Origin of the sequence: Micromonospora sp. NPDC003816, from assembly GCF_042874705.1 — a bacterium.
Lineage (GTDB): Bacteria > Actinomycetota > Actinomycetes > Mycobacteriales > Micromonosporaceae > Micromonospora.
In genome coordinates, this window is record NZ_JBIANP010000018.1 from 1 (window position 1) to 19,796 (window position 19,796).

Below are 19,796 nucleotides of genomic sequence, written 5' to 3' on the forward strand. Positions count from 1 at the left end.
CCGGGCCGCCGACCTCAAGTCGGCCGCAGGAGCCTGACCGGCACGAGGAGTGACGACCGGCGACCCGCCGACGGGTCGCCGGTCGCTCGCGTCTGTGTCGACGTACCGCTGCCGCACCTGGATCGGCTCTTCGACTACCTGGTCCCGTCGGACCTCGCCGACGACGCGGTCCCCGGCGCGCGGGTGAAGGTCCGCTTCGCCGGTCAACTCGTCGACGGTTGGGTGCTGGAACGGGCCGACCGCTCCGACCACCCGAAGCCGGTGTACCTGACCAAGGTGGTCTCGCCGGTGCCGGTGCTGGCACCCGAGGTGGCACGGCTGGCCCGGGCCGTCGCCGACCGGTACGCCGGCAGCCTCGCCGACGTGCTGCGCCTCGCCGTGCCGCCCCGGCACGCCCGCGTCGAGAAGGAGATCCTCACCCCGCCCTCCGACCAGGCGCCGTCGGTCACCGAAGCCACCCCCACCCCGGAGACGCCCCCCACCCCCGAGACACCCGATCCGGGTGGGTGGCGGGACTACCCGGCCGGACCGGCGCTGCTGCGCGCCCTGACCGAGGGGCGGTCGCCCCGGGCCGTGTGGTCGGCGTTGCCGGGGGAGGACTGGGCGGCCCGCTACGCCACCGCCGTCGCCGCCACCGTGGCCTCCGGCCGGGGTGCGCTCGTGGTGGTCGCCGACGGCCGGGACCTGGACCGGCTCGACGCCGCGCTCACCGCCACGCTGGGCGCCGGGCGGCACGTCTGCCTCTCCGCCGCGTCGGGACCGGCCCGTCGCTACCGGGCCTTCCTGACCGCCCGCCGCTCCACCGCCCCGGTGGTGATCGGCACCCGGGCGGCCATGTTCGCTCCGGTGGCCCGGCTCGGTCTGGTGGCCGTCTGGGACGACGGTGACGACCTGCACGCCGAGTTGCGGGCCCCGTACCCGCACGCCCGCGAGGTGCTGCTCACCCGGGCCCAGCTCGACGACGCGGCGGCGCTGGTGGGCGGTTACGCCCGTACCGCCGAGGCGCAACTGCTGGTGGAGACCGGCTGGGCCCGCGAGGTGGTCGCGGACCGGGCGGTGCTGCGGGCGCGTACCCCGGCGGTCGCTCCGACCGGCGACGACCCGCAGCTGGCCCGCGATCCGGGCGCGGCGACCGCGCGGCTGCCGAGCCTGGCCTGGACGGCGGCCCGGGAGGCGTTGCGGGCGGATCTGCCGGTGCTGGTGCAGGTACCCCGTCGGGGTTACATGCCCTCGGTGGCCTGCCAGGACTGCCGGACCCCGGCCCGCTGCCCGCACTGTGCCGGGCCGCTGGCGTTGTCCTCCGCCGGACGGCCGCCGGCCTGCCGCTGGTGCGGCCGGGTCGCCGCCGCGTACGCCTGCCCGCACTGCGGGGGACGGCGGCTGCGTGCCTCGGTCACCGGTGCCCGGCGTACCGCCGAGGAGTTGGGCCGGGCCTTCCCCGGGGTGGCGGTCCGGACCTCCGGGCGGGAGGAGGTGTTGGCCGACGTGCCCGGCGGCGCCGGACTGGTGATCGCCACGCCAGGTGCCGAACCGGTCGCCGAAGGTGGGTACGGCGCGGTGCTGCTGCTGGACACCTGGGCCATGCTCACCCGGGCCGACCTGCGGGCGGGGGAGGAGGCGCTGCGCCGCTGGGCGGCGGCTGCCGCGCTGGCCCGGCCGGCGGCGGCGGGCGGCCGGGTGGTGGTGGTCGCCGACGGCGCGTTGGCCCCGGTGCAGGCGTTGCTGCGGTGGGATCCGGGCTGGTTCGCCGCCCGGGAGTTGGCCGAGCGGCGTGAGTTGGGCTTCCCGCCCGCGATGCGGATGGCCAGCGTGACCGGGCTGCCGGTGGCGGTGGCCGACCTGCTGGCGCAGGCGCGGCTGCCGGAGGAGGCGGAACTGCTCGGCCCGGTGCCGGCCGACGGCGACCGGGAACGGATGCTGGTCCGGGTGCCCCGGGCGCGGGCGGCGGCCATGGCCGAGGCGTTGCACGCGGCGGCGGGGTCGCGCACCGCCCGCAAGGCCGCCGAACCGGTACGCCTCCAGGTCGACCCGCTTACGCTGTTCTGACGCCGAACGGTGACGCTGAGTGACTGCCGGTCGCCGGATGTGACCTGATCCTCGCGTGTGGTGTCGACGCGCCGCTCCCGAGTTGCGCGCGCGGGAGTCCCGTGGTCAAGGTGGTAGCATCGCCCGTCATGCCGGGGCGCACGACGAGTCCAGGTCGTGACGCGGCGTCAGGCACGTGGAGCCGGAGTTGTCGCGGGTCGGCGTGGTGACGGCGGGACCGGGTCGGTCCGGCGCGATATCGATGACGATCCAGTACAGCCGGTGATCAGGGGTGGACCAGTCGTGACCGTTCGTCAGTCGATCGTCTTCAACGGTGACCTCGGCAGCGGCAAGAGCACCGTGTCGGTGGTGATCGCCGAGCGGCTCGGCCTGCGCCGGGTCAGCGTCGGTGACCTGTACCGGCAGATGGCCCAGGAGCGTCAGATGACCGCGCTCCAGCTCAACCTGCACGCCGAACTCGACCAGGCGGTCGACGGCTACGTCGACCAGCTCCAGCGCGACATCGCCGCCTCCGGCGAGAGCCTGGTGATGGACTCGCGGCTGGCCTGGCACTTCTTCACCGACGCGCTCAAGGTGCACATGATCACCGAGCCGGGTGAGGCGGCCCGCCGGGTGCTGCTGCGGCCCTCCGGCCCGGCGGAGAGCTACACCTCGATGGAGGAGGCAAAGGCCAAGCTGCGGGAACGCAGCGAGAGCGAGCGCAACCGCTTCGTGGTCCGGTACGGCGTGGACAAGGCCCGGCTGCGCAACTACGACCTGGTCTGCGACACCACCCGGGCGCCCGCCGGCGAGGTGATCGAGCGGATCGTCGACGCGTACGAGGGCCGGCTCGCCCCGGAGGTGCTGCGCGCCGCGCCGCCGCTGCTGCTGCTCGACCCGGCCCGGGTCTACCCGACCGAGGACGTGACGGAACTGCGCGGGCTCTGGGACTCCAGCGTCGTCGACGAGGTCGTCGCCGCCGGTGAGACCGCCCTAAAGCCGTTGGAGATCGGCTACACCGGCGAGTACTTCTTCGTGGTGGACGGGCACCGTCGCCTCAGCGCCGCGCTGCGCGGCGGGTTCCGGCTGGTGCCCGGCCGGCTGGTGGCCGAGGTCGACGAGCCCGTGGTGGGGGGGATGAGCGCGGTCGACTACTTCGCCGCGCAGGCCCGGCCCAGCCTGATCCACGACTGGGAGGCGGCCCACGACATCCGCCTGCCGCTGCCGGAGCACGCGCTGCTCGGCGGGGACGCGGTGCTGGCGGGGGAGTCCGGCACCGCGGGGTGAACCGCCGCCGTGCGGCGCGGGCATGATGGAACCTCCCGACCCGCAGGAGGCCGCCATGGACGCCGCCGGCACGCTCGCGCTACTCATGTCGCCCACCGGGCGGGTCGATCCCTATCCGGCGTACGAGCGGATGCGTGCTTTCGGGCACGTCGTCCCGGCCGGTCCCGGCTTGTTCGTGGTGACCGGGTACGCCGAGGCCGACGAACTGCTCCGGGACCCGAGTTTCCAGGTGCTCGACGGCGAGTTGCGGGACCAGGTCCTGCCGCAGTGGCGGGAGAGCCCGGCGCTGTCGTCGATCGCCCGGTCGATGCTGCGGACCAACCCGCCGGACCACAGCCGGATGCGGCGCCTGGCGGCGGGCGCGTTCACCCCGCGCCGGATCGCGGGTATGCGGGACGTGGTGTCCGCCCAGGCCGACGAGCTGATCACGGCGATGGCGGCGGCCGGCCGCGACGGCGTACCCGTCGACTTCATGGCCGAGTTCGCCTACCCGCTGCCGGTCGCGGTGATCTGCGAGCTGCTCGGTGTACCGTCCGCCGACCGTCCGCTGTTCCGGCGGTGGGCGGCCGACCTGACCGGGGTCCTGGAACCCGAGATCACCCCGGCCGAGCTGGCCGTGGCCGACGCCGGTGCCACCGAGCTGCGCGACTACTTCACCGAGCTGGTGGCGGCCCGCCGCCGACAGCCGGCCGACGACCTGACCACCGCGCTCGTGCAGGCGCACGACGCCGGTGACCGGCTCTCCGGCGAGGAGCTGCTGGCCAACCTGGTGGTGCTGCTCGTGGCGGGCTTCGAGACCACCACCAACCTGCTCGGCAACGGCCTGGCGGTGCTGCTGGCGCACGCGCAGGAGGCCGACGTGCTGCGCCGCCACCCGGAGCACGCCCCGGCGTACGTCGACGAGCTTCTCCGCTTCGACTCGCCGGTGCAGTTGACCACCCGGACCAGCACCGCGACCGTCCGCCTCGGCGGTGTCGAGGTGCCCGCCGGCAGCTGGATGTTGGTGCTGCTCGGCGCGGCCAACCGCGACCCCCGGCGGTACCCTGAGCCGGCGCGGTTCGACCCGTGGCGGGCCCAGCTCGGCCCGCTCTCCTTCGGTGCCGGCCCGCACTACTGCCTCGGTGCGGGGCTGGCCCGGCTGGAGGCGCAGGTGGCGTTCCCGGCCGTGCTGCGGCGACTGCCCGGGCTGGCTTCGGCGGGCACCCCCCGCCACCGCACCCGGTTGACCCTGCGCGGGTACGACACGCTGCCGGTCACCGTCGGCGAGCTGGCGCCGCACGCCGATCGTGGTGCGCCGACCGGCACCTCCGCGGGCACTCCGTAGACTGGTACGGCACTCCCGTCCCACCGTTAAGGAGCCGACCCGCGTGACCGTTCAGCCCATCCGTCTGTTCGGGGACCCGGTGCTGCGCACGCCGGCCGATCCGGTGGTCGACTTCGACGTCGAGCTGCGTTCGCTCGTCGCCGACCTGACCGACACCATGCGTGAGCGCAACGGCGCCGGCCTCGCCGCGCCGCAGCTCGGGGTGGGCCTGCGGGTGTTCACCTTCGACGTCGACGACGTGCTCGGTCACCTGGTCAACCCGGTGCTGGAGTTCCCCGACGAGGAGGAGCAGGACGGCCCGGAGGGCTGCCTGTCCATCCCCGGGCTGTACTTCGACACCAAGCGACGGCAGAACGTGATCGCCAAGGGCTTCAACGGCTACGGCGACCCGATGCAGATCGTCGGCACCGGCCTGATGGCGCGCTGCGTGCAGCACGAGACCGACCACCTGGACGGGGTGCTCTTCATCGACCGGCTGGACCAGGCCGGCCGCAAGGAGGCGATGAAGGCGATCCGGCAGGCCGAGTGGTACGACGTCGCCGCGCCGCCCACGGTGAAGCTGAGCCCGCACGGCAGCGGCAGCCCCTTCGGTCTGGGGCGGTGAGTCGATGCGCGTGATCTTCGCCGGTACGCCGGCCGTCGCCGTCCCCGCCCTCGCCGCCGTGGCCGCCTCGCGGCACGAGCTGGTGGCCGTCGTCACCCGGCCGGACGCCCCGGCCGGACGCGGTCGTGGCCTGCAACGCTCACCGGTCGGCGCCTGGGCCGACGAGCACGGCGTCGAGGTGCTGACCCCGGCCCGTCCCCGGGAGCCGGAGTTCCTGGAGCGGCTGCGCGAGCTGGCACCGGACTGCGTGCCGGTGGTCGCCTACGGCGCGCTGGTGCCCCCGGTGGCGCTGGAGATCCCCCGGCACGGCTGGGTGAACCTGCACTTCTCGCTGCTGCCGGCCTGGCGGGGTGCCGCACCCGTGCAGCACGCCGTGCTGCACGGCGACGAGCTGACCGGGGCCAGCGTCTTCCAGTTGGAGGAGGGGCTGGACACCGGGCCGGTGTACGGCACCCTGACCGACGAGATCCGACCCGCCGACACCTCCGGCGACCTGCTGGAGCGGCTGGCCGACAGCGGTTCAGGGCTGTTGGTGGCGGTGCTGGACGCGCTGGAGGACGGCACCGCCCGCGCCGAACCGCAGCCCGCCGACGGGGTCTCGCTGGCCCCGAAGCTGACCGTCGAGGATGCCCGGGTGCGCTGGGCCGACCCGGCGTTCGCGGTGGACCGCCGGATCCGCGCCTGCACCCCGGCGCCCGGCCCGTGGACGACCTTCCGGGACGAGCGGGTGAAGCTCGGCCCGGTCACCCCGGCACCCGACGGCCCCGATCTCAAGCCCGGTGAGCTGCTGGTCGAGAAGGCGCGGGTGCTGGCCGGCACGGCCACCGTCCCGGTCCGCCTCGGCGAGGTGCGGGCGGCGGGCAAGCGGGTCATGCCGGCGACCGACTGGGCACGCGGTGTCCGGGTCGCCACCGGGGAGGAGTTCGCGTGAGGGAGACCACCGCTCGTCGAGGGCCCGAGCGCCGTGGCCCCCGGAGCGGGCGCAACGCCGCGGACCGGCCACGTCACGCCGCGTACGAGGCGGTCGCGGCGGTGCATCGGGACGACGCGTACGCCAACCTGGTGCTGCCGGCGATCCTGCGCGACGAGGGACTGATCGGCCGGGACGCCGCCTTCGCCACCGAGCTGACCTACGGCACGCTGCGCCACGTCGGCACGCTCGACGCGATCCTCACCGCCGCCGCCGGTCGGGACGTGCAGCGGATCGATCCGCCGGTCCGTGACGCGTTGCGGATCGGCGCGTACCAACTCCTGCACACCCGGGTGCCCGCCCACGCGGCGGTGTCGTCCACCGTCGACCTGGTGCGGGTGGTGGGCCCGGGGGCCACCGGCTTCGCCAACGCGGTGCTGCGCGAGGTCGCCGAGCGCGACAACGAGGCATGGGTGGCCCGGCTGGCACCGCCGCTGGAGACCGACCCGATCGGTCACCTCGCCCTCGCCTACAGCCATCCACAGTGGATCGTCCGGGCGTTCTCCGAGGCGCTCGGCGGGGACCTCGGCGAGACCACCCGACTGCTGATCGAGGACAACGAGCGCCCGCCGGTGCACCTGTGCGCGCGGCCGGGCCGGGCCGACCCGGTCGAACTCGCTGACGAGGTCCATGGCGCTCCGGGCGCCTTCTCGCCGTACGCGGTCTATCTCGGCGGCGGTGCCCCCGGCGACCTGGCGGCGGTGGTCGACGGCCGGGCGCACGTGCAGGACGAGGGGTCCCAGTTGGTGGCCGACGCCCTCGCCGCCGCGCCGCTGGACGGGCCGGACGGCCGCTGGCTCGACCTCTGCGCCGGTCCCGGCGGCAAGTCGGGGCTGCTCGGCGCGATCGCCGCGCAGCGGGACGCGCGGTTGACCGCGGTGGAGGTGGCCGAGCACCGGGCCCGACTGGTCGAGAACGCGACCCGGGGGCTGCCGGTGACCGTGCTGCACACCGACGGCCGGCTGGTCGGCGGCGAGCCGAAGCTGCCGGAGGAACACTTCGACCGGGTGCTGGTCGACGCGCCCTGCACCGGCCTGGGCTCGCTGCGTCGCCGGCCGGAGTCGCGCTGGCGGCGCCAGCCCTCGGACCTGCCCGCCCTGACCCGGTTGCAGCGTGAGCTGCTCACCGCCGGGCTGCGGGCGGTACGCCCCGGCGGGGTGGTGGCGTACGTGACCTGCTCGCCGCACGTGGTCGAGACGCACGTGACGGTCACCGAGGCGGCCCGCCGCTGCGGCGCGCCGGTGGACTTCGTGGACGCCCGGCCGTTGCTGCCGGCCGGCATGCCCGGGCTCGGCGACGGGCCGACCGTGCAGTTGTGGCCGCACCGGCACGGCACCGACGCGATGTTCCTGGCTCTGCTGCGCCGCACCTGAGCCTCGCCGCACCGCGTTGCCGGGCATGGGCGACGCGCCCCGGGCCCGCCGGTCAGGTGATCGGCAGGGCCCGGGTGCCGCCGCCCTTGAGTGACCGGGTCAGGGTGCGCTCGTTCAGCCACAGGAAGCACTGCACCCCACGGTCGCCGCTGCGCCAGTCCGGCTCGGAGGGGTGGTAATAGATCGTGCCGACGCGGTATTGCAGGTTGCCGTCGTCGGGTACGCCGGCGTACTTCGCGATCAGACTGCGGCAGGCGCGGTGCGCCCGCGCGCTGTCCTTGAGGAACGCCGAGTAGCTGGTGGCCGGGGCCTTCCACACCCCGACGAACTCGGCCCGGTGCCGGGCGCTGCACTTCACGGCCACCATCTCGGTGACGTCGTCACCCTTGGTCTCGGCCTCGAAGCAGCCGTGCCGCAACGGCGACGACCCCTCCAGCGTGCCCGCCAGGCTGGCGGTGCGGCGGACCGGGTTGGGGGTGTCCAGCCCGCGCATCTCGTGGGCGTCGCAGCGGAACCAGCGGGCCCCGCCGATCCAGGCCCGGGGCGACGGGAAGACGACGGTCAGCCCGATCCGGGCGGTCCGCCAGTCGCCGCCCAGCACGCCCCGGACGGCCCGGTCGCACTCGCCGTACGCGGTGCGCATCGCCCGGCTGCCGGCCTCGGGCGGAGCCGTCCCGCCCGCCCCGGTCAGCCGCCCGACGTGCAGCGTCTCGGCCCGGTGCGGCTGCGCGCAGTCCACCGGCGCGTACCCGCTGAGGTATCCGACGTCCTGCGGTTGGGTGTGGCAGGTCTGCGCCGCCGGGGTGAACACCTCCGGCGCGGCCATCACCGGCCAGTCGTCGACCAGGTCACCGTCGATGCCGGCCGGTCTGGTGCTGCACGCGGCCAGCGCCAGCGTCACCGCGCCCAGCGCGACCCCGATCCACCACCGTCGCATCCCCCGTCGACCTCCTGCCGCGCGTGGCCGTGACCGCGGACACGGCACGCCACGGTGCGGCAGCATACGGCACCGTGGTCAGGTGACGGGTAGTCCCTGCGGGCCGACACCGCGCATGGAGCCGGTCAGCTTGCGGTCGTCGCTCCACAGGAAACACCGCACTCCCCGGTCGCCCTCCTCCCACTCGCGCTGCGACGGCGGATAGAAGATCGAGCCGGCACGGTACGGCAGGTCGGCGTTGTTCGGTACGTCGGCGAAGGAGGCGATCAGCTCCATGCACCGCTGGTGCGCCCGGGCGGAGGAGTCGACGAACTCCTTCCAGCTCATGTCCCGCTCGACGTAGACCCCGACGAATTCGGCGCGGTGCGGTTCGGTGCAGAGCACCGGTGCCATGTAGTTGAGGTTGTCGCCGATCAGCTTCGGGTCGAAACAGCGGTGCACCAGCGGCGAGTCGCCGATGAGGGCGCCGCGCAGGCTGCCGGTGCGGTTGACCGGGCGGGTGTTGTCGATGCTGTCGGTCTCGCTCAGGTCGCAGCGGAACCACCGGGCGCCGCCGTTCCAGGCGGAGACCGAGGGCAGCGCGATGTTCATCGTCAGTCGTGCGGTGTGCCAGTCGCCGCCGAGCACCAGGCGGGCCCGCTGGTCGCACTCGGCCCGCGCGGTCCGCAGCGCCGCCGAGCCCGGTTCCGGTCGCCGTCCCCGCGCGTCCGACCCGGTGAACGTGCCCACGTGGACCGCCTCGGCGAGGTGGTTGCGGGCGCAGTCCACCGTCTCGTATGTGCCCGCCTGCACGATCGGGGTGATCCGGGGCAGGCAGGCACCGGTGGCCGGGACGAACATCGTCGGCGCCCGCAGGGCGGGCCAACCGTTGGTGATGTCGCCGTCCGTCCCGCCCGGCCGTACGCAGCCACTGAGCACCATCGCCGCCGCGCCGGCCAGCGCCAGCGTCGCGAGCCACCGTCGCATCGTCCGCCCTTTCCGGGAACCGTCGCCCGGCTGTCGGCTCCCGTGCCCACCGGCCTGCACGTTACCGTCACCGTCCCCGATGGAGTGTTGCCGCGATTCGGACCATTGGCCAGTCAAGTCCCCGCTTCGTCCGGTTCCACTGGTCCGAAGGGGGTCATTCTGCACCAATGGTCACGCCCGAGTCACCGGGCGTCCCCGTTGGTGGCGTGCTGCCGCGACCGTCGGGCGCGTTCGTACACTGGCCCAGTGACCGTACCGCCGCCGATCGTCGCGCCCAGTATCCTCGCCGCCGATTTCGCCCGTCTCGCCGAAGAGGTCCGTGCCGTCGAGGACGCCGCGGACTGGCTGCACGTCGACGTGATGGACAACCACTTCGTGCCCAACCTGACCATCGGGCTGCCCGTCGTGCAGAGCCTGCGGGCCGCCACCCGGCTGCCCTTCGACGTGCACCTGATGATCGAGGACCCGCAGCGCTGGGCGCCCGGCTACGCCGACGCCGGCGCGTACAACGTGACCTTCCACGCCGAGGCGTGTGACGACCCGGCGGCCCTGGCCAAGGACCTGCGGGCGGCCGGCGCCAAGGCCGGCCTGGCGATCGACCGGGACACCCCGATCGAGCCGTACCTGGACCTGCTGCCGAGCTTCGACACGCTGCTGGTGATGACCATCAAGGCCGGCTTCGGCGGGCAGCGGTTCATGCCGCAGTTGCTGGAGAAGGTCCGCCTCGCCCGGCGGCACGTGGACGCCGGCCATCTCGAACTGCGGATCGAGGTGGACGGGGGGATCGCCGCCGACACCATCGAGCAGGCCGCGTCAGCCGGTGCCGACGCCTTCGTCGCCGGCACTGCGGTCTACGGCGCGGACGACCCGGCCGAGGCCGTACGCCGACTGCGTGCGCTGGCGGAGCGCGCGGCGCCCGGAGCCTGAGGTGGAGCCGGCCGGGGAACACAAGGACGTGATCCTGGTCGTCGACGACGACCGGGACATCGCCCGTTTCGTCGAGGTGAACCTGCGACTGCACGGCTTCGAGGTGGTGCTCGCCGGGGACGGTCAGGAGGCGCTCGAACTGATCGAGCGGCAGCGTCCGGACCTGGCCGTGGTGGACCTGATGATGCCCCGGGTGGACGGCCTGGAACTGACCCGGCGGCTGCGCGCCGACCCGATGACCGCCGCGCTGCCGGTGATCATGCTGACCGCCAAGGGGATGACCGTGGACAAGGTCCACGGGCTCAGCGCCGGTGCCGACGACTACCTGGTCAAGCCCTTCGACACCGCCGAGCTGGTCGCCCGGGTCAGCTCCACGCTGCGGCGCAACAAGGAGTTCCGCGAGGTCTCCCCGCTGACCGGGCTGCCCGGCAACAGCCGGATCCGGCGGGAGATCGCCGACCGGATCCGGGTCGGCTCGGACTACGCCGTCGGCTACATCGACGTCGACCGGTTCAAGAGCGTCAACGACCGGTACGGCTTCTCCCGGGGTGACGGCTTCATCTCGGCGCTGGCCCGCAGCCTGCACCGGGCGGTGGTCTCGGTCGCGTTGCCCCCGGCCTTCCTCGGGCACGTCGGCGGCGACGACTTCGTCTTCGTCTGCACCCCGGAGCAGGTCCTGCCGCTCACCTCCCGGGTCTCGGCGGACTTCGAGACGGCCGCCGACGCGCTCTACGACCCGACCGACCGGGAACGCGGCTACGTGGAGCTGAAGGACCGGCGGGGGAACGTCCGCCGGGCCGCGCTGGTCACGCTCTCCATCGGGGTCTCCGTCTCGGACCGGGACAAACGCCTCACCGACCCCCTGGAGGCGATGACGATCGCCTCGGAGATGAAGACCGTGGCCAAGAGCCAACCGGGCTCGTACGTGGCGGTGGACCGCCGTCGGGGTGTCGCCGACCCCGGTCACCGACATGTGAAGTAGCTCGCCGGGGTGGCGCAGAACCCTGCGAAGCGTGTAAGACTTCCCTCAGTACCCACCACGCGCTGGCGGGACTCGGTGTAATTCCGAACCGGCGGTGATCCACGGTCCGACCGTGGTAAGCCCGCGACCCGGGAGCGGTTCGTCCGCCCGGTGGACCTGGTGAGAATCCGGGGCCGACGGTTGGGGGCGGCTGGTCCGCACCCAGACAGTCCGGATGGGAGACAGCGCGCGGGACGGCACGGGCGTGTGGTTCGCCGGACTCTCGGCGTGCCCACCGTCTGCCGGGGGCGGCTGTGCCGTACCCGGATCTGCGCCGCCTGCTCGCGAGTCGATCTTCCTGCCCGCGCGAGCAGAGCGAGAGGGCAGGGCCAGGTGATGGCGAGCGTCTCCGTCGACGAGGCGATGCGTCGCGCGATCGAGCTCGCGGCGCGCGGACTCGGCACGACCAGTCCGAATCCCGTGGTCGGCTGCGTCCTACTCGACGCCGACGGCGAGGTGGTCGGCGAGGGCTTCCACGCGTACGCCGGCGGACCGCACGCCGAGATCGTCGCGCTGGCCCAGGCCGGGCGGCGCGCCAAGGGCGGCACCGCAGTCGTCACCCTGGAACCCTGCGACCACACCGGCCGCACCGGCCCCTGTAGCGCCGCCCTGGTCCAGGCCGGGGTCGCCCGCGTGGTGATCGCCGTACCGGACCCGAACCCGGTCGCCACCGGCGGCGCGGCGACCTTGCGGGCCGCCGGGGTCCGGGTCGACCTGGGGGTACGCGGCACCGAGGCGGAGAGCGGCAACATCGCCTGGCTGACCGCCATGCGCCGGGGCCTGCCCTTCGTCATCTGGAAGTACGCCGCGACGCTCGACGGTCGTTCGGCGGCGGCCGACGGCACCAGCATGTGGATCACCTCCGAGGCGGCCCGGATGGACGTGCACGCGCTGCGCGCCACCGTCGACGCGGTGGTCGTCGGCGTCGGCACCGTGCTCGCCGACGACCCCCGGCTCACCGTCCGCAACCTGCGCGACGGCAGCCTCGCCATCCAGCAGCCGCTGCGGGTGGTGGTCGACTCGGCGGGGCGTACCCCGGCCGACGCCGCGGTCCGCGACGGTGCGGCCCGGACCTGGATCGCCACCGCCGCCGAGGTGGGCACCGGCCCGGACGGCGGCGTGGACCTCTTCGCGCTGATGGCCGCGCTGCACGGGCGCGGGGTACGCGCCGTGCTGCTGGAGGGCGGCCCGCGCCTGGCCGGGGCGTTCCTCGCCGCCGGCCTGGTCGACCGCGTCGTCGGCTATCTCGCTCCCCGGCTGCTCGGCGCCGGACCCGCCGCTCTGGTCGACGCGGGTGTGAGCACCATCGCCGAGGCCATCGACCTGGAACTCACCGACGTTACGCAGATCGGTCCCGACCTGCGGATCACCGCGCTGCCCCGAAAGAGGGAGGGCTAGGCATGTTCACCGGCATCGTCGAGGAACTGGGCGAGGTCGTCGGGATCACCCCGACGGCACAGGATTCGGCCACGGTCGCCGTACGCGGCCCACTGGTCACCTCCGACGCCCGACACGGCGACTCGATCGCGGTCAACGGCGTCTGCCTGACCGTGGTGGAGGTCGACGGCGGAGTGTTCACCGCCGACGTGATGGGCGAGACGCTCCGGCGTACGGCGCTGGGCGCGCTGCGCGCCGGCGACCCGGTCAACCTGGAACGCGCCGCCGCACTGAACAGCCGCCTCGGCGGTCACCTGGTGCAGGGGCACGTCGACGGGGTGGGCGAGGTGATCTCCCGGGAACCGGCGCCGCGCTGGGAGACGGTCCGGTTCCGGCTGCCCGCCGCACTCTCCAAGTACGTGGTGGAGAAGGGGTCGATCACCGTGGACGGGGTGTCGTTGACGGTGGCCGAGGTCGGTGACGACTGGTTCTCCGTGGGCCTGATCCCCACCACGCTCTCGCTGACCACGCTCGGCGGCCGGACCGTCGGCGACCCGGTCAACCTGGAGACCGACGTCCTGGCCAAGTACGTCGAGCGCCTGCTCACCGCGCGCTCCACCGGAAGCGGAGTGCCGGCATGAGCGAGCGTCAGCGAGCGAATCATCGGTGCAGTAAGGCGCTGCCTCATGGCGGCACGGAGCGAAGCGGAGTGCCGGCATGACCTTCGACAGGGTGGAAGACGCGCTGGCGGAGATCGCCGCCGGTCGACCGGTCATCGTCACCGACGACGCGGACCGGGAGAACGAGGGCGACCTGATCTTCGCCGCCGAGCTGGCCACCCCGGAACTGCTCGCGTTCACCGTGCGGCACACCTCCGGCTTCATCTGCGTACCGCTCACCGAGGACGAGTGCGACCGGCTCGACCTGCCGCCCATGCACCACACGAACCAGGACCGGCGGCAGACCGCGTACACGGTGACCGTGGACGCCCGCGAGGGCGTGAGCACCGGTATCTCCGCCGCCGACCGGGCGCACACCATCCGGCTGCTCGCCGACCCGGCCACCGGCCCGGCCGACCTGGCCCGACCCGGTCACGTGGTGCCGCTGCGGGCCCGCACCGGCGGGGTGCTGCGTCGGCCGGGGCACACCGAGGCGGCCGTGGACCTGACCCGGTTGGCCGGGCTGCGTCCGGCTGGCGTGCTCTGCGAGCTGGTCAACGACGACGGCACCATGATGCGGTTGCCGGACCTGGAGAAGTTCCGGGCCGAACACTCGCTGACCCTGATCTCCATCGCCGACCTGATCGCCTACCGACGGCGCACCGAGAAGCAGGTGGAGCTGGTCGCCGACGCGCGGATGCCCACCGAGCACGGGGTGTTCCGGGCGTTGGGCTACCGCAGCGAGTACGACACGGCCGAGCACGTGGCGCTGGTGATCGGCGATATCGGTGACGGGCGCGACGTGCTGGTGCGGGTGCACTCCGAGTGCCTGACCGGCGACGTCTTCGCCTCGGTGCGCTGCGACTGCGGGCCGCAGCTCAACGCCGCGCTGGAGCGGGTGGCCCGGGAGGGGCGGGGCGTGGTCCTCTACGTCCGAGGTCACGAGGGACGCGGCATCGGCCTGTTGCACAAGCTCCAGGCGTACCAGTTGCAGGACCAGGGCCGGGACACCGTCGACGCGAACCTGGACCTGGGCCTGCCGGCCGACGCCCGGGACTACGGCACCGGCGCGCAGATCCTCTACGACCTCGGGGTCCGCACGATGCGGCTGCTGACCAACAACCCGGCCAAGCGGGCCGGGCTGGAGGGCTACGGGCTCACCGTGACCGGCCGCGAGGGCCTGCCGGTGCGCCCGCACCCGGAGAACGTGCGCTACCTGCGCACCAAGCGGGACCGGATGGGGCACCTGCTCGACCTGGACGAGGTGTCGGAGGCCCCGATGGGCCGTCCGGTCGCCGGCAAAGAGATCGGAGCGTAGGCGAGATGGCGGGTTTCGGCGAGCCGGGGACGACCCCGGTCGACGCGTCCGGGATGACCGTGGGAGTGGTCGCCGCGCGCTGGCACGGTGAGCTGACCGACCACATGCTGGAGCGGGCGGTCGCCGCCGCGCAGGCGTGCGGCGCGCGGGCCGTGACGGCCCGGGTGGCCGGCTCGGTGGAGCTGCCGGTGGTCGCGCAGGCGTTGGCCCGCCGCTGCGACGTGGTGGTCGCGCTCGGCGTCGTGATCCGTGGCGCGACCGCGCACTTCGACTACGTCTGCCGCTCGGTCACCGACGGGCTGACCCGCATCGCGCTGGACGAGGGCAAGCCGGTGGCACACGGCGTGCTCACCGTCGACACCATCGAGCAGGCCCGCGACCGGGCCGGGCTGCCCGGCTCCGCCGAGGACAAGGGCTGGGCCGCCACCGTCGCCGCACTCGACGCGGCGCTGGCCGTCCGGCAGGTCGCCACCGCCGGCAACCAACGCGTCGGCTTCGGCGCCTGACCCGCCCGGCACCCCGCCGGCGACGGAGGGGTGTGCGGGGCGCACTGGCTGACCGCTGGAACCAGGGCATGTCCGGCGACGCTACGGCTCCGGCCAGGGTTCCCTCGACTGACGGCCGAGGACGGCGGCAACGGCGGCCCGGGTGCCGGGATGCGGGGTACGCCCGTCGGCCACCCAACGCCCCGCCGTCTTCGGGTCGACGCCGACCTTCCGGCCAGCGACCGAGCGGTCTCGCCCTTGTCCGCCATCGCGACCGGCAGTGTCTCCGTTCTTCCACGTCGACGGCACGGACATCACTGGCCGCCCCCGAGCGGACCCCGGTCACCGCCTTGCGAATGTGAACCTTGGACAGTTTCCGTTAGCAGCTAACGGAAACTGTCCAAGATCTTGAGCTGGTCCGACAGCTGGGCAACGCGTGCTGAGGCATCGGGTTTCTGAACGCTGCTTGCGGCAGCTCTGACGCTTGCGCGTCGGCATCGGCCGAGGTGGAACCACGTGCTGAGGCGGGTGATGTGTCGGTGTGGTCGGGATCTGCCGTGTCGGGTGCGGTACCGGGTGCCGATCAATCGGGGCCACTGGCCGGGGGAGGGGTCGTGACGGCGCACGGGCCGGTGGTGCCGGTTTGGACGTGCGCGGGGTGTGGTGCGCCCTGGCCGTGTCGGACGCGTCGTCAGGAGTTGCGGGCTGAGTACGACCGGGCTCCGGTGTCCCTCGCGCTCTACATGGGTTCGTGCCTGTTGGTGGCGAGTCGGGACATGGGATGGGCCCCGGCGGGGCTGCTGCATCGGAGGGTCCTCGGATGGCTGACCTGAGCAGACTCCGGGCCGGTGGCCTGGACCGGGTCTGGCGGAACAGTCGGTCGGTGTCGCTGATTTCCGCAGGCGCGACGAGCCGCCCGTTGCCGGGGACCGCGTCCGGGTCCCCGGCGACGGCGGCTCAGGCCTCGTCCTCGTCCGGGTCGAACTGCTCGCGGACGGCCTGCTCGACCGTCCGCGCGCCCAGCGTGGTGACCACCTGGTTGCGGACCGTGCAGCCGGCCCAGTAGGCGCCGGTGGGCTGCGAGCCCGTGATGCTCATGTAGTCGCCGTCCCACTTCGCGACGTCCTTGTTGACGGATTCGAGGTCGGCATCGCTCTTGAGGACGTGCGGGATGCCGTTCTTGCTGATGTACATGAAGTCCGTCGGCATGTAGATCGTCACGTCGTTCACCCCGGCGGCGGCCAGCAGCGTGCCCAGCGTGGTGACGTCGTGTCCGGTGTGGCAGACGAGGAACCAGAGCGTACGGCCGCTGATGCCGGCCGGGGTGAACTTCGCCGTGACGTCCTGCACGAACTCGTCCAGCCAGCGCCCGCCGACCCAGGGCCGGTCCTCGTTGTGCCGGTCGTCGAGCGCGTAGCCGGAGTGGGCGAGGACGAGCACCGGCTCGCCGGGGTCGAGCGGGGGTGCGAGCCGGGTCTGCATCTCGGCGATCTTGCTGTTCAGCACGGACCGGGCGACGTGCGCCGCGACCGCCTCGTTGGCCTGTAGGCGCGTGAGGTCGGCCGCGAACACGCGGCTCAGCTTGCTCTTGCTCTCGATGATCCAGATCACCAGGAGGTCTCCCGTCGGTGAGGCGTGTCGCCCCAGGATGGGGTACCGCTGGTGATCACCCTGTCCGCGATCCGTTACCGATCAGTCGGGAACCGGTCGTGAGCGGCCATCGCCTCCTGCCGGTCGCCCTCCTCCCGCAGGATGGCGCAGTGCAGCCACGCCTCCGGGATGGCGAAGCCGTCCACCAGGGTGCGCATCTGCGGGCGCAGCTCCTTGAGCAGGCTGTTCACCACTGCGGTGATCGCCTTGGCGCGGGCCGGGGTGAGCCGGCCGTGCTCCAGGAACCATCCCTTGTGGGCCTCGATGACGCTGAGGGCGTACAGGTCGCAGACGCGGGAGAGCAGGGCCGCGACGGCCGGGTCGGCGGTGCGTTCGATGCCGGCGACGAACGCCTCCAGCGTCACCCGGTCGATGTGCGCGGAGGCGACGGTGAGGACGTGGTCCTGCACGTCGTTGAAGATGTCGAAGGGCCGGTCCCGCTTGCTGTTCGCGCCGTTGCGCAGCCGCCGGACGGCGCCGTCGAGGAGGTGCTTCTCGCGGTCCTCGAAGACGGAGAGCTGCCAACCCCGGTCGGTGACGGCGACCTCCTCGTCCCGGCCCGGCACGGCGCTGACGAGCCGCTCGATGAGTGCCCGCGCGGCGGTACGCTCCAGCACCATCTCGCGGACCTGCTCGGCGACGAAGGACGCCCGCCCCCAGCCGTCCAGCGAACCGAACTCGTCCTTGTAACCGGTGAGCAGTCCCTTGGCCACCAGTTGCAGCAGGACCGTGTTGTCGCCCTCGAACGTGGTGAAGACGTCGGTGTCGGCCTTGAGTCCGGGCAGGCGGTTCTCGGCCAGGTAGCCGGCGCCGCCGCACGCCTCGCGGCACATCTGGATGGTCCGGGTGGCGTGCCAGGTCTGGGCGGCCTTGAGGCCGGCGGCCCGCGACTCCAGCTCCCGCTGCCGGTGCTCGTCGACCGGCTCGTCGCTGCCCTGCACCTCGTGGACGGCGGCCACCAGTTCGGCCTGGGCGAAGTGCAGCGCGTACGTGGTGGCCAGCGCGGGCAGCAGCTTGCGCTGGTGGGCCAGGTAGTCGTTGAGCAGCACCTCGCGGTCGGCGTCGGGCGTGCCGAACTGACGGCGGAGGTCGCCGTAGCGGACCGCGATGGTCAGCGCCGACTTGGTCGCCGCCGCCGCCGCGCCACCCACGCTGACCCGGCCCCGGACCAGGGTGCCGAGCATGGTGAAGAAGCGTCGGGAGTCGTCGGCGATCGGGCTGGCGTAGGTGCCGTCCGCCGCGACCTGGCCGTAGCGGTCCAGCAGCATGTCGCGCGGCACGCGCACGTGGTCGAAGCTGAGCCGTCCGTTGTCCACGCCGAGCAGCCCGGCCTTGGGGCCGGCGTCGCCGATGGTCACGCCGGGCATCGGCATGCCGTCGGCGTCGCGGATCGGCACCAACCAGGCGTGTACGCCGTGCCGCTGCCCGCCAGTGATCAACTGCGCGAAGACCACCGCCATCCGCCCGTCCCGGGCGGCGTTGCCGATGTAGTCCTTGCGGGCGGCCTGGTGCGGCGTGTGCAGGTCGAAGGTCTGCGTCTCCGGGTCGTACGTGCAGGTGGTGCGCAGTTGCTGGACGTCCGAGCCGTGACCGGTCTCGGTCATCGCGAAGCAGCCGAGGAGGTCGCCCGCGACGATGTCCCGGAGGTGGGCGTCGTGGTGCCGGCGGGTGCCGAGCGCCAGCACCGCCCCGCCGAACAGCCCCCACTGCACGCCCGCCTTGACCATCAGCGAGAGGTCGACCTGCGCCAGCATCTCGCTGGCCACGATCGAGGCGCCGATGTCGCCACGGCCGCCGTACTCGGTGGGGAAGGCCGTCGCCATACCCATCTCGGCGGGTAGCTCGGGAAGCAGCCGGCTGATCCGATCCCGGGCCTGCTCGCTGCTCTCCCCATAGACCGGGAGGAAGCGGTCGTCGAGCTTGTTCCGGTGTGCGTCGCGGACCTCGGCCCACGGCCCGTCGAGGACCTTCCGCAGGTGGGCGACGTCGACGGGGTCGGAAGCGGAACGGGTCACGGCTACCTCTACAGACGTCGTCATGGTCGGTTTGTACCCAATCAAGGGTACAAACCTGCCGGTCGGCGCAGGTGACCGTCGTCACGATGCCCGATACGCGACGCCGCTCAGCCCGGCAGCCGACCCGCCTCGATGATCCGGGCCAGGAACTGCCGGGTACGCGGCTGCGTCGGCGCCCCGAACACCTGGGCCGGCGGGCCGGACTCGACCACCCGGCCGCCGTCGAGGAAGCAGACCTGGTCGGCCACGTCCCGGGCGAAGCTCATCTCGTGCGTGGCCAGCACCATGGTCATGCCGTCGGTCTTGAGGTCGCGGATCATCGTGAGCACCTCGCCGACCAGCTCCGGGTCGAGCGCCGAGGTGACCTCGTCGAGCAGCAGCAGCCGGGGCGAGTTGGCCAGCGCCCGCACGATCGCCACCCGCTGCTGCTGGCCGCCGGAGAGCCGATCCGGGTACGCGTCGGCCCGGTCCCCGAGCCCCACCCGCTCCAGCAGCTCCCGGGCGTGCGCCTCGGCGTCGGCCCGGGACCGCCCGTGCACCCGGCGCGGGGCCAGCGTCACGTTGTCCAGCACGCTCAGATGCGGGAAGAGGTTGTACGACTGGAAGACCATGCCGATGCGGCGGCGTACCCGGTCCGGGTCCACGCCCGGGGCGGTGATCTCCTCGCCGTCCAGCTCGATCGTCCCGTCGTGCAGTTCCTCCAGCAGGTTGACGCAGCGCAGCAGCGTCGACTTGCCGGAGCCGGAGGCCCCGATCAACGCCACCACCCGGTGCTCGGCCACGGTCAGGTCCAGCGAGTCCAGCACCACCCGCCCACCGAACTCCTTGCGCAGCCCCCGACACCGCAACACGTCCACG

Annotated in this window: 17 protein-coding genes; 12 read left to right on the forward strand and 5 right to left on the reverse strand. The window is 73.3% G+C overall.

The window, feature by feature from the left end:
- Window positions 1-108 precede the first annotated feature (108 nt).
- The 6 genes from ACFYTT_RS29730 to ACFYTT_RS29755 all read left to right on the forward strand — a co-directional run bounded on the left by ACFYTT_RS29730 (window position 109) and on the right by ACFYTT_RS29755 (window position 7,583).
- Window positions 109-2,046, forward strand: a complete 1,938-nt coding sequence (locus ACFYTT_RS29730; protein ID WP_387264265.1) for a primosomal protein N' — start codon at window positions 109-111, stop codon at window positions 2,044-2,046.
- Window positions 2,047-2,328: 282 nt separating this feature from the next.
- Window positions 2,329-3,312: an AAA family ATPase gene (locus tag ACFYTT_RS29735; RefSeq protein WP_387264177.1), complete on the forward strand. Its 984-nt coding sequence runs from the start codon at window positions 2,329-2,331 to the stop codon at window positions 3,310-3,312.
- Window positions 3,313-3,367: 55 nt separating this feature from the next.
- The gene (locus tag ACFYTT_RS29740; protein WP_387264267.1) at window positions 3,368-4,636 is read left to right on the forward strand and encodes a cytochrome P450; all 1,269 of its coding nucleotides are present in this window, start codon (window positions 3,368-3,370) and stop codon (window positions 4,634-4,636) included.
- 43 nt (window positions 4,637-4,679) lie between these two features.
- Entirely contained in the window at window positions 4,680-5,240 is a 561-nt protein-coding gene (gene def, locus ACFYTT_RS29745) for a peptide deformylase (RefSeq protein ID WP_131055810.1), read from the forward strand.
- 4 nt (window positions 5,241-5,244) lie between these two features.
- The gene (fmt, locus tag ACFYTT_RS29750) at window positions 5,245-6,171 is read left to right on the forward strand and encodes a methionyl-tRNA formyltransferase (RefSeq protein ID WP_131055812.1); all 927 of its coding nucleotides are present in this window, start codon (window positions 5,245-5,247) and stop codon (window positions 6,169-6,171) included.
- Window positions 6,168-7,583 carry an RsmB/NOP family class I SAM-dependent RNA methyltransferase gene (locus tag ACFYTT_RS29755; protein WP_387264181.1) on the forward strand — a complete coding sequence of 472 codons (1,416 nt, stop codon included), beginning with the start codon at window positions 6,168-6,170 and terminating at the stop codon, window positions 7,581-7,583. Before fmt ends, ACFYTT_RS29755 begins: the two co-directional genes overlap by 4 nt.
- Before the next feature lie 52 nt (window positions 7,584-7,635).
- On the opposite strand, the gene ACFYTT_RS29760 is transcribed toward ACFYTT_RS29755, so the two are convergent.
- Window positions 7,636-8,520, reverse strand: a complete 885-nt coding sequence (locus ACFYTT_RS29760; protein ID WP_387264184.1) for a septum formation family protein — start codon at window positions 8,518-8,520, stop codon at window positions 7,636-7,638.
- Window positions 8,521-8,598: 78 nt separating this feature from the next.
- A complete protein-coding gene (locus ACFYTT_RS29765) occupies window positions 8,599-9,486 on the reverse strand; it encodes a septum formation family protein (RefSeq protein WP_176093310.1) in 888 nt (295 codons plus the stop codon).
- Window positions 9,487-9,732: 246 nt separating this feature from the next.
- Between ACFYTT_RS29765 and rpe the strand changes: the two genes are divergently transcribed.
- The 6 genes from rpe (at window position 9,733) to ribH (ending at window position 15,294) form a co-directional block, all read left to right on the forward strand.
- A complete protein-coding gene (gene rpe, locus ACFYTT_RS29770) occupies window positions 9,733-10,413 on the forward strand; it encodes a ribulose-phosphate 3-epimerase (protein ID WP_387264187.1) in 681 nt (226 codons plus the stop codon).
- On the forward strand, window positions 10,379-11,395 hold the full coding sequence (locus ACFYTT_RS29775) for a response regulator (RefSeq protein WP_254876775.1): 1,017 nt from the start codon (window positions 10,379-10,381) through the stop codon (window positions 11,393-11,395). Before rpe ends, ACFYTT_RS29775 begins: the two co-directional genes overlap by 35 nt.
- Window positions 11,396-11,770: 375 nt before the next feature.
- The gene (ribD, locus tag ACFYTT_RS29780; RefSeq protein ID WP_176093312.1) at window positions 11,771-12,832 is read left to right on the forward strand and encodes a bifunctional diaminohydroxyphosphoribosylaminopyrimidine deaminase/5-amino-6-(5-phosphoribosylamino)uracil reductase RibD; all 1,062 of its coding nucleotides are present in this window, start codon (window positions 11,771-11,773) and stop codon (window positions 12,830-12,832) included.
- 2 nt (window positions 12,833-12,834) lie between these two features.
- On the forward strand, window positions 12,835-13,452 hold the full coding sequence (locus ACFYTT_RS29785) for a riboflavin synthase (RefSeq protein ID WP_131057555.1): 618 nt from the start codon (window positions 12,835-12,837) through the stop codon (window positions 13,450-13,452).
- Between the two features lie 76 nt (window positions 13,453-13,528).
- Window positions 13,529-14,788 (forward strand): bifunctional 3,4-dihydroxy-2-butanone-4-phosphate synthase/GTP cyclohydrolase II, encoded by a 1,260-nt coding sequence (locus ACFYTT_RS29790; protein WP_387264190.1) that lies wholly within the window; start codon window positions 13,529-13,531, stop codon window positions 14,786-14,788.
- A 5-nt stretch (window positions 14,789-14,793) separates the two neighbouring features.
- Window positions 14,794-15,294: a 6,7-dimethyl-8-ribityllumazine synthase gene (ribH, locus tag ACFYTT_RS29795; RefSeq protein ID WP_176093313.1), complete on the forward strand. Its 501-nt coding sequence runs from the start codon at window positions 14,794-14,796 to the stop codon at window positions 15,292-15,294.
- 936 nt (window positions 15,295-16,230) lie between these two features.
- Here the strand turns inward: ribH and ACFYTT_RS29800 are convergent.
- The 3 genes from ACFYTT_RS29800 to ACFYTT_RS29810 form a co-directional block, all read right to left on the reverse strand.
- A complete protein-coding gene (locus ACFYTT_RS29800; RefSeq protein ID WP_387264194.1) occupies window positions 16,231-16,884 on the reverse strand; it encodes a hypothetical protein in 654 nt (217 codons plus the stop codon).
- Window positions 16,885-16,958: 74 nt separating this feature from the next.
- Window positions 16,959-18,962 carry an acyl-CoA dehydrogenase gene (locus tag ACFYTT_RS29805; RefSeq protein WP_387264197.1) on the reverse strand — a complete coding sequence of 668 codons (2,004 nt, stop codon included), beginning with the start codon at window positions 18,960-18,962 and terminating at the stop codon, window positions 16,959-16,961.
- Between the two features lie 83 nt (window positions 18,963-19,045).
- A complete protein-coding gene (locus tag ACFYTT_RS29810) occupies window positions 19,046-19,795 on the reverse strand; it encodes an amino acid ABC transporter ATP-binding protein (RefSeq protein WP_131052968.1) in 750 nt (249 codons plus the stop codon).
- Window position 19,796: the final 1 nt, after the last annotated feature.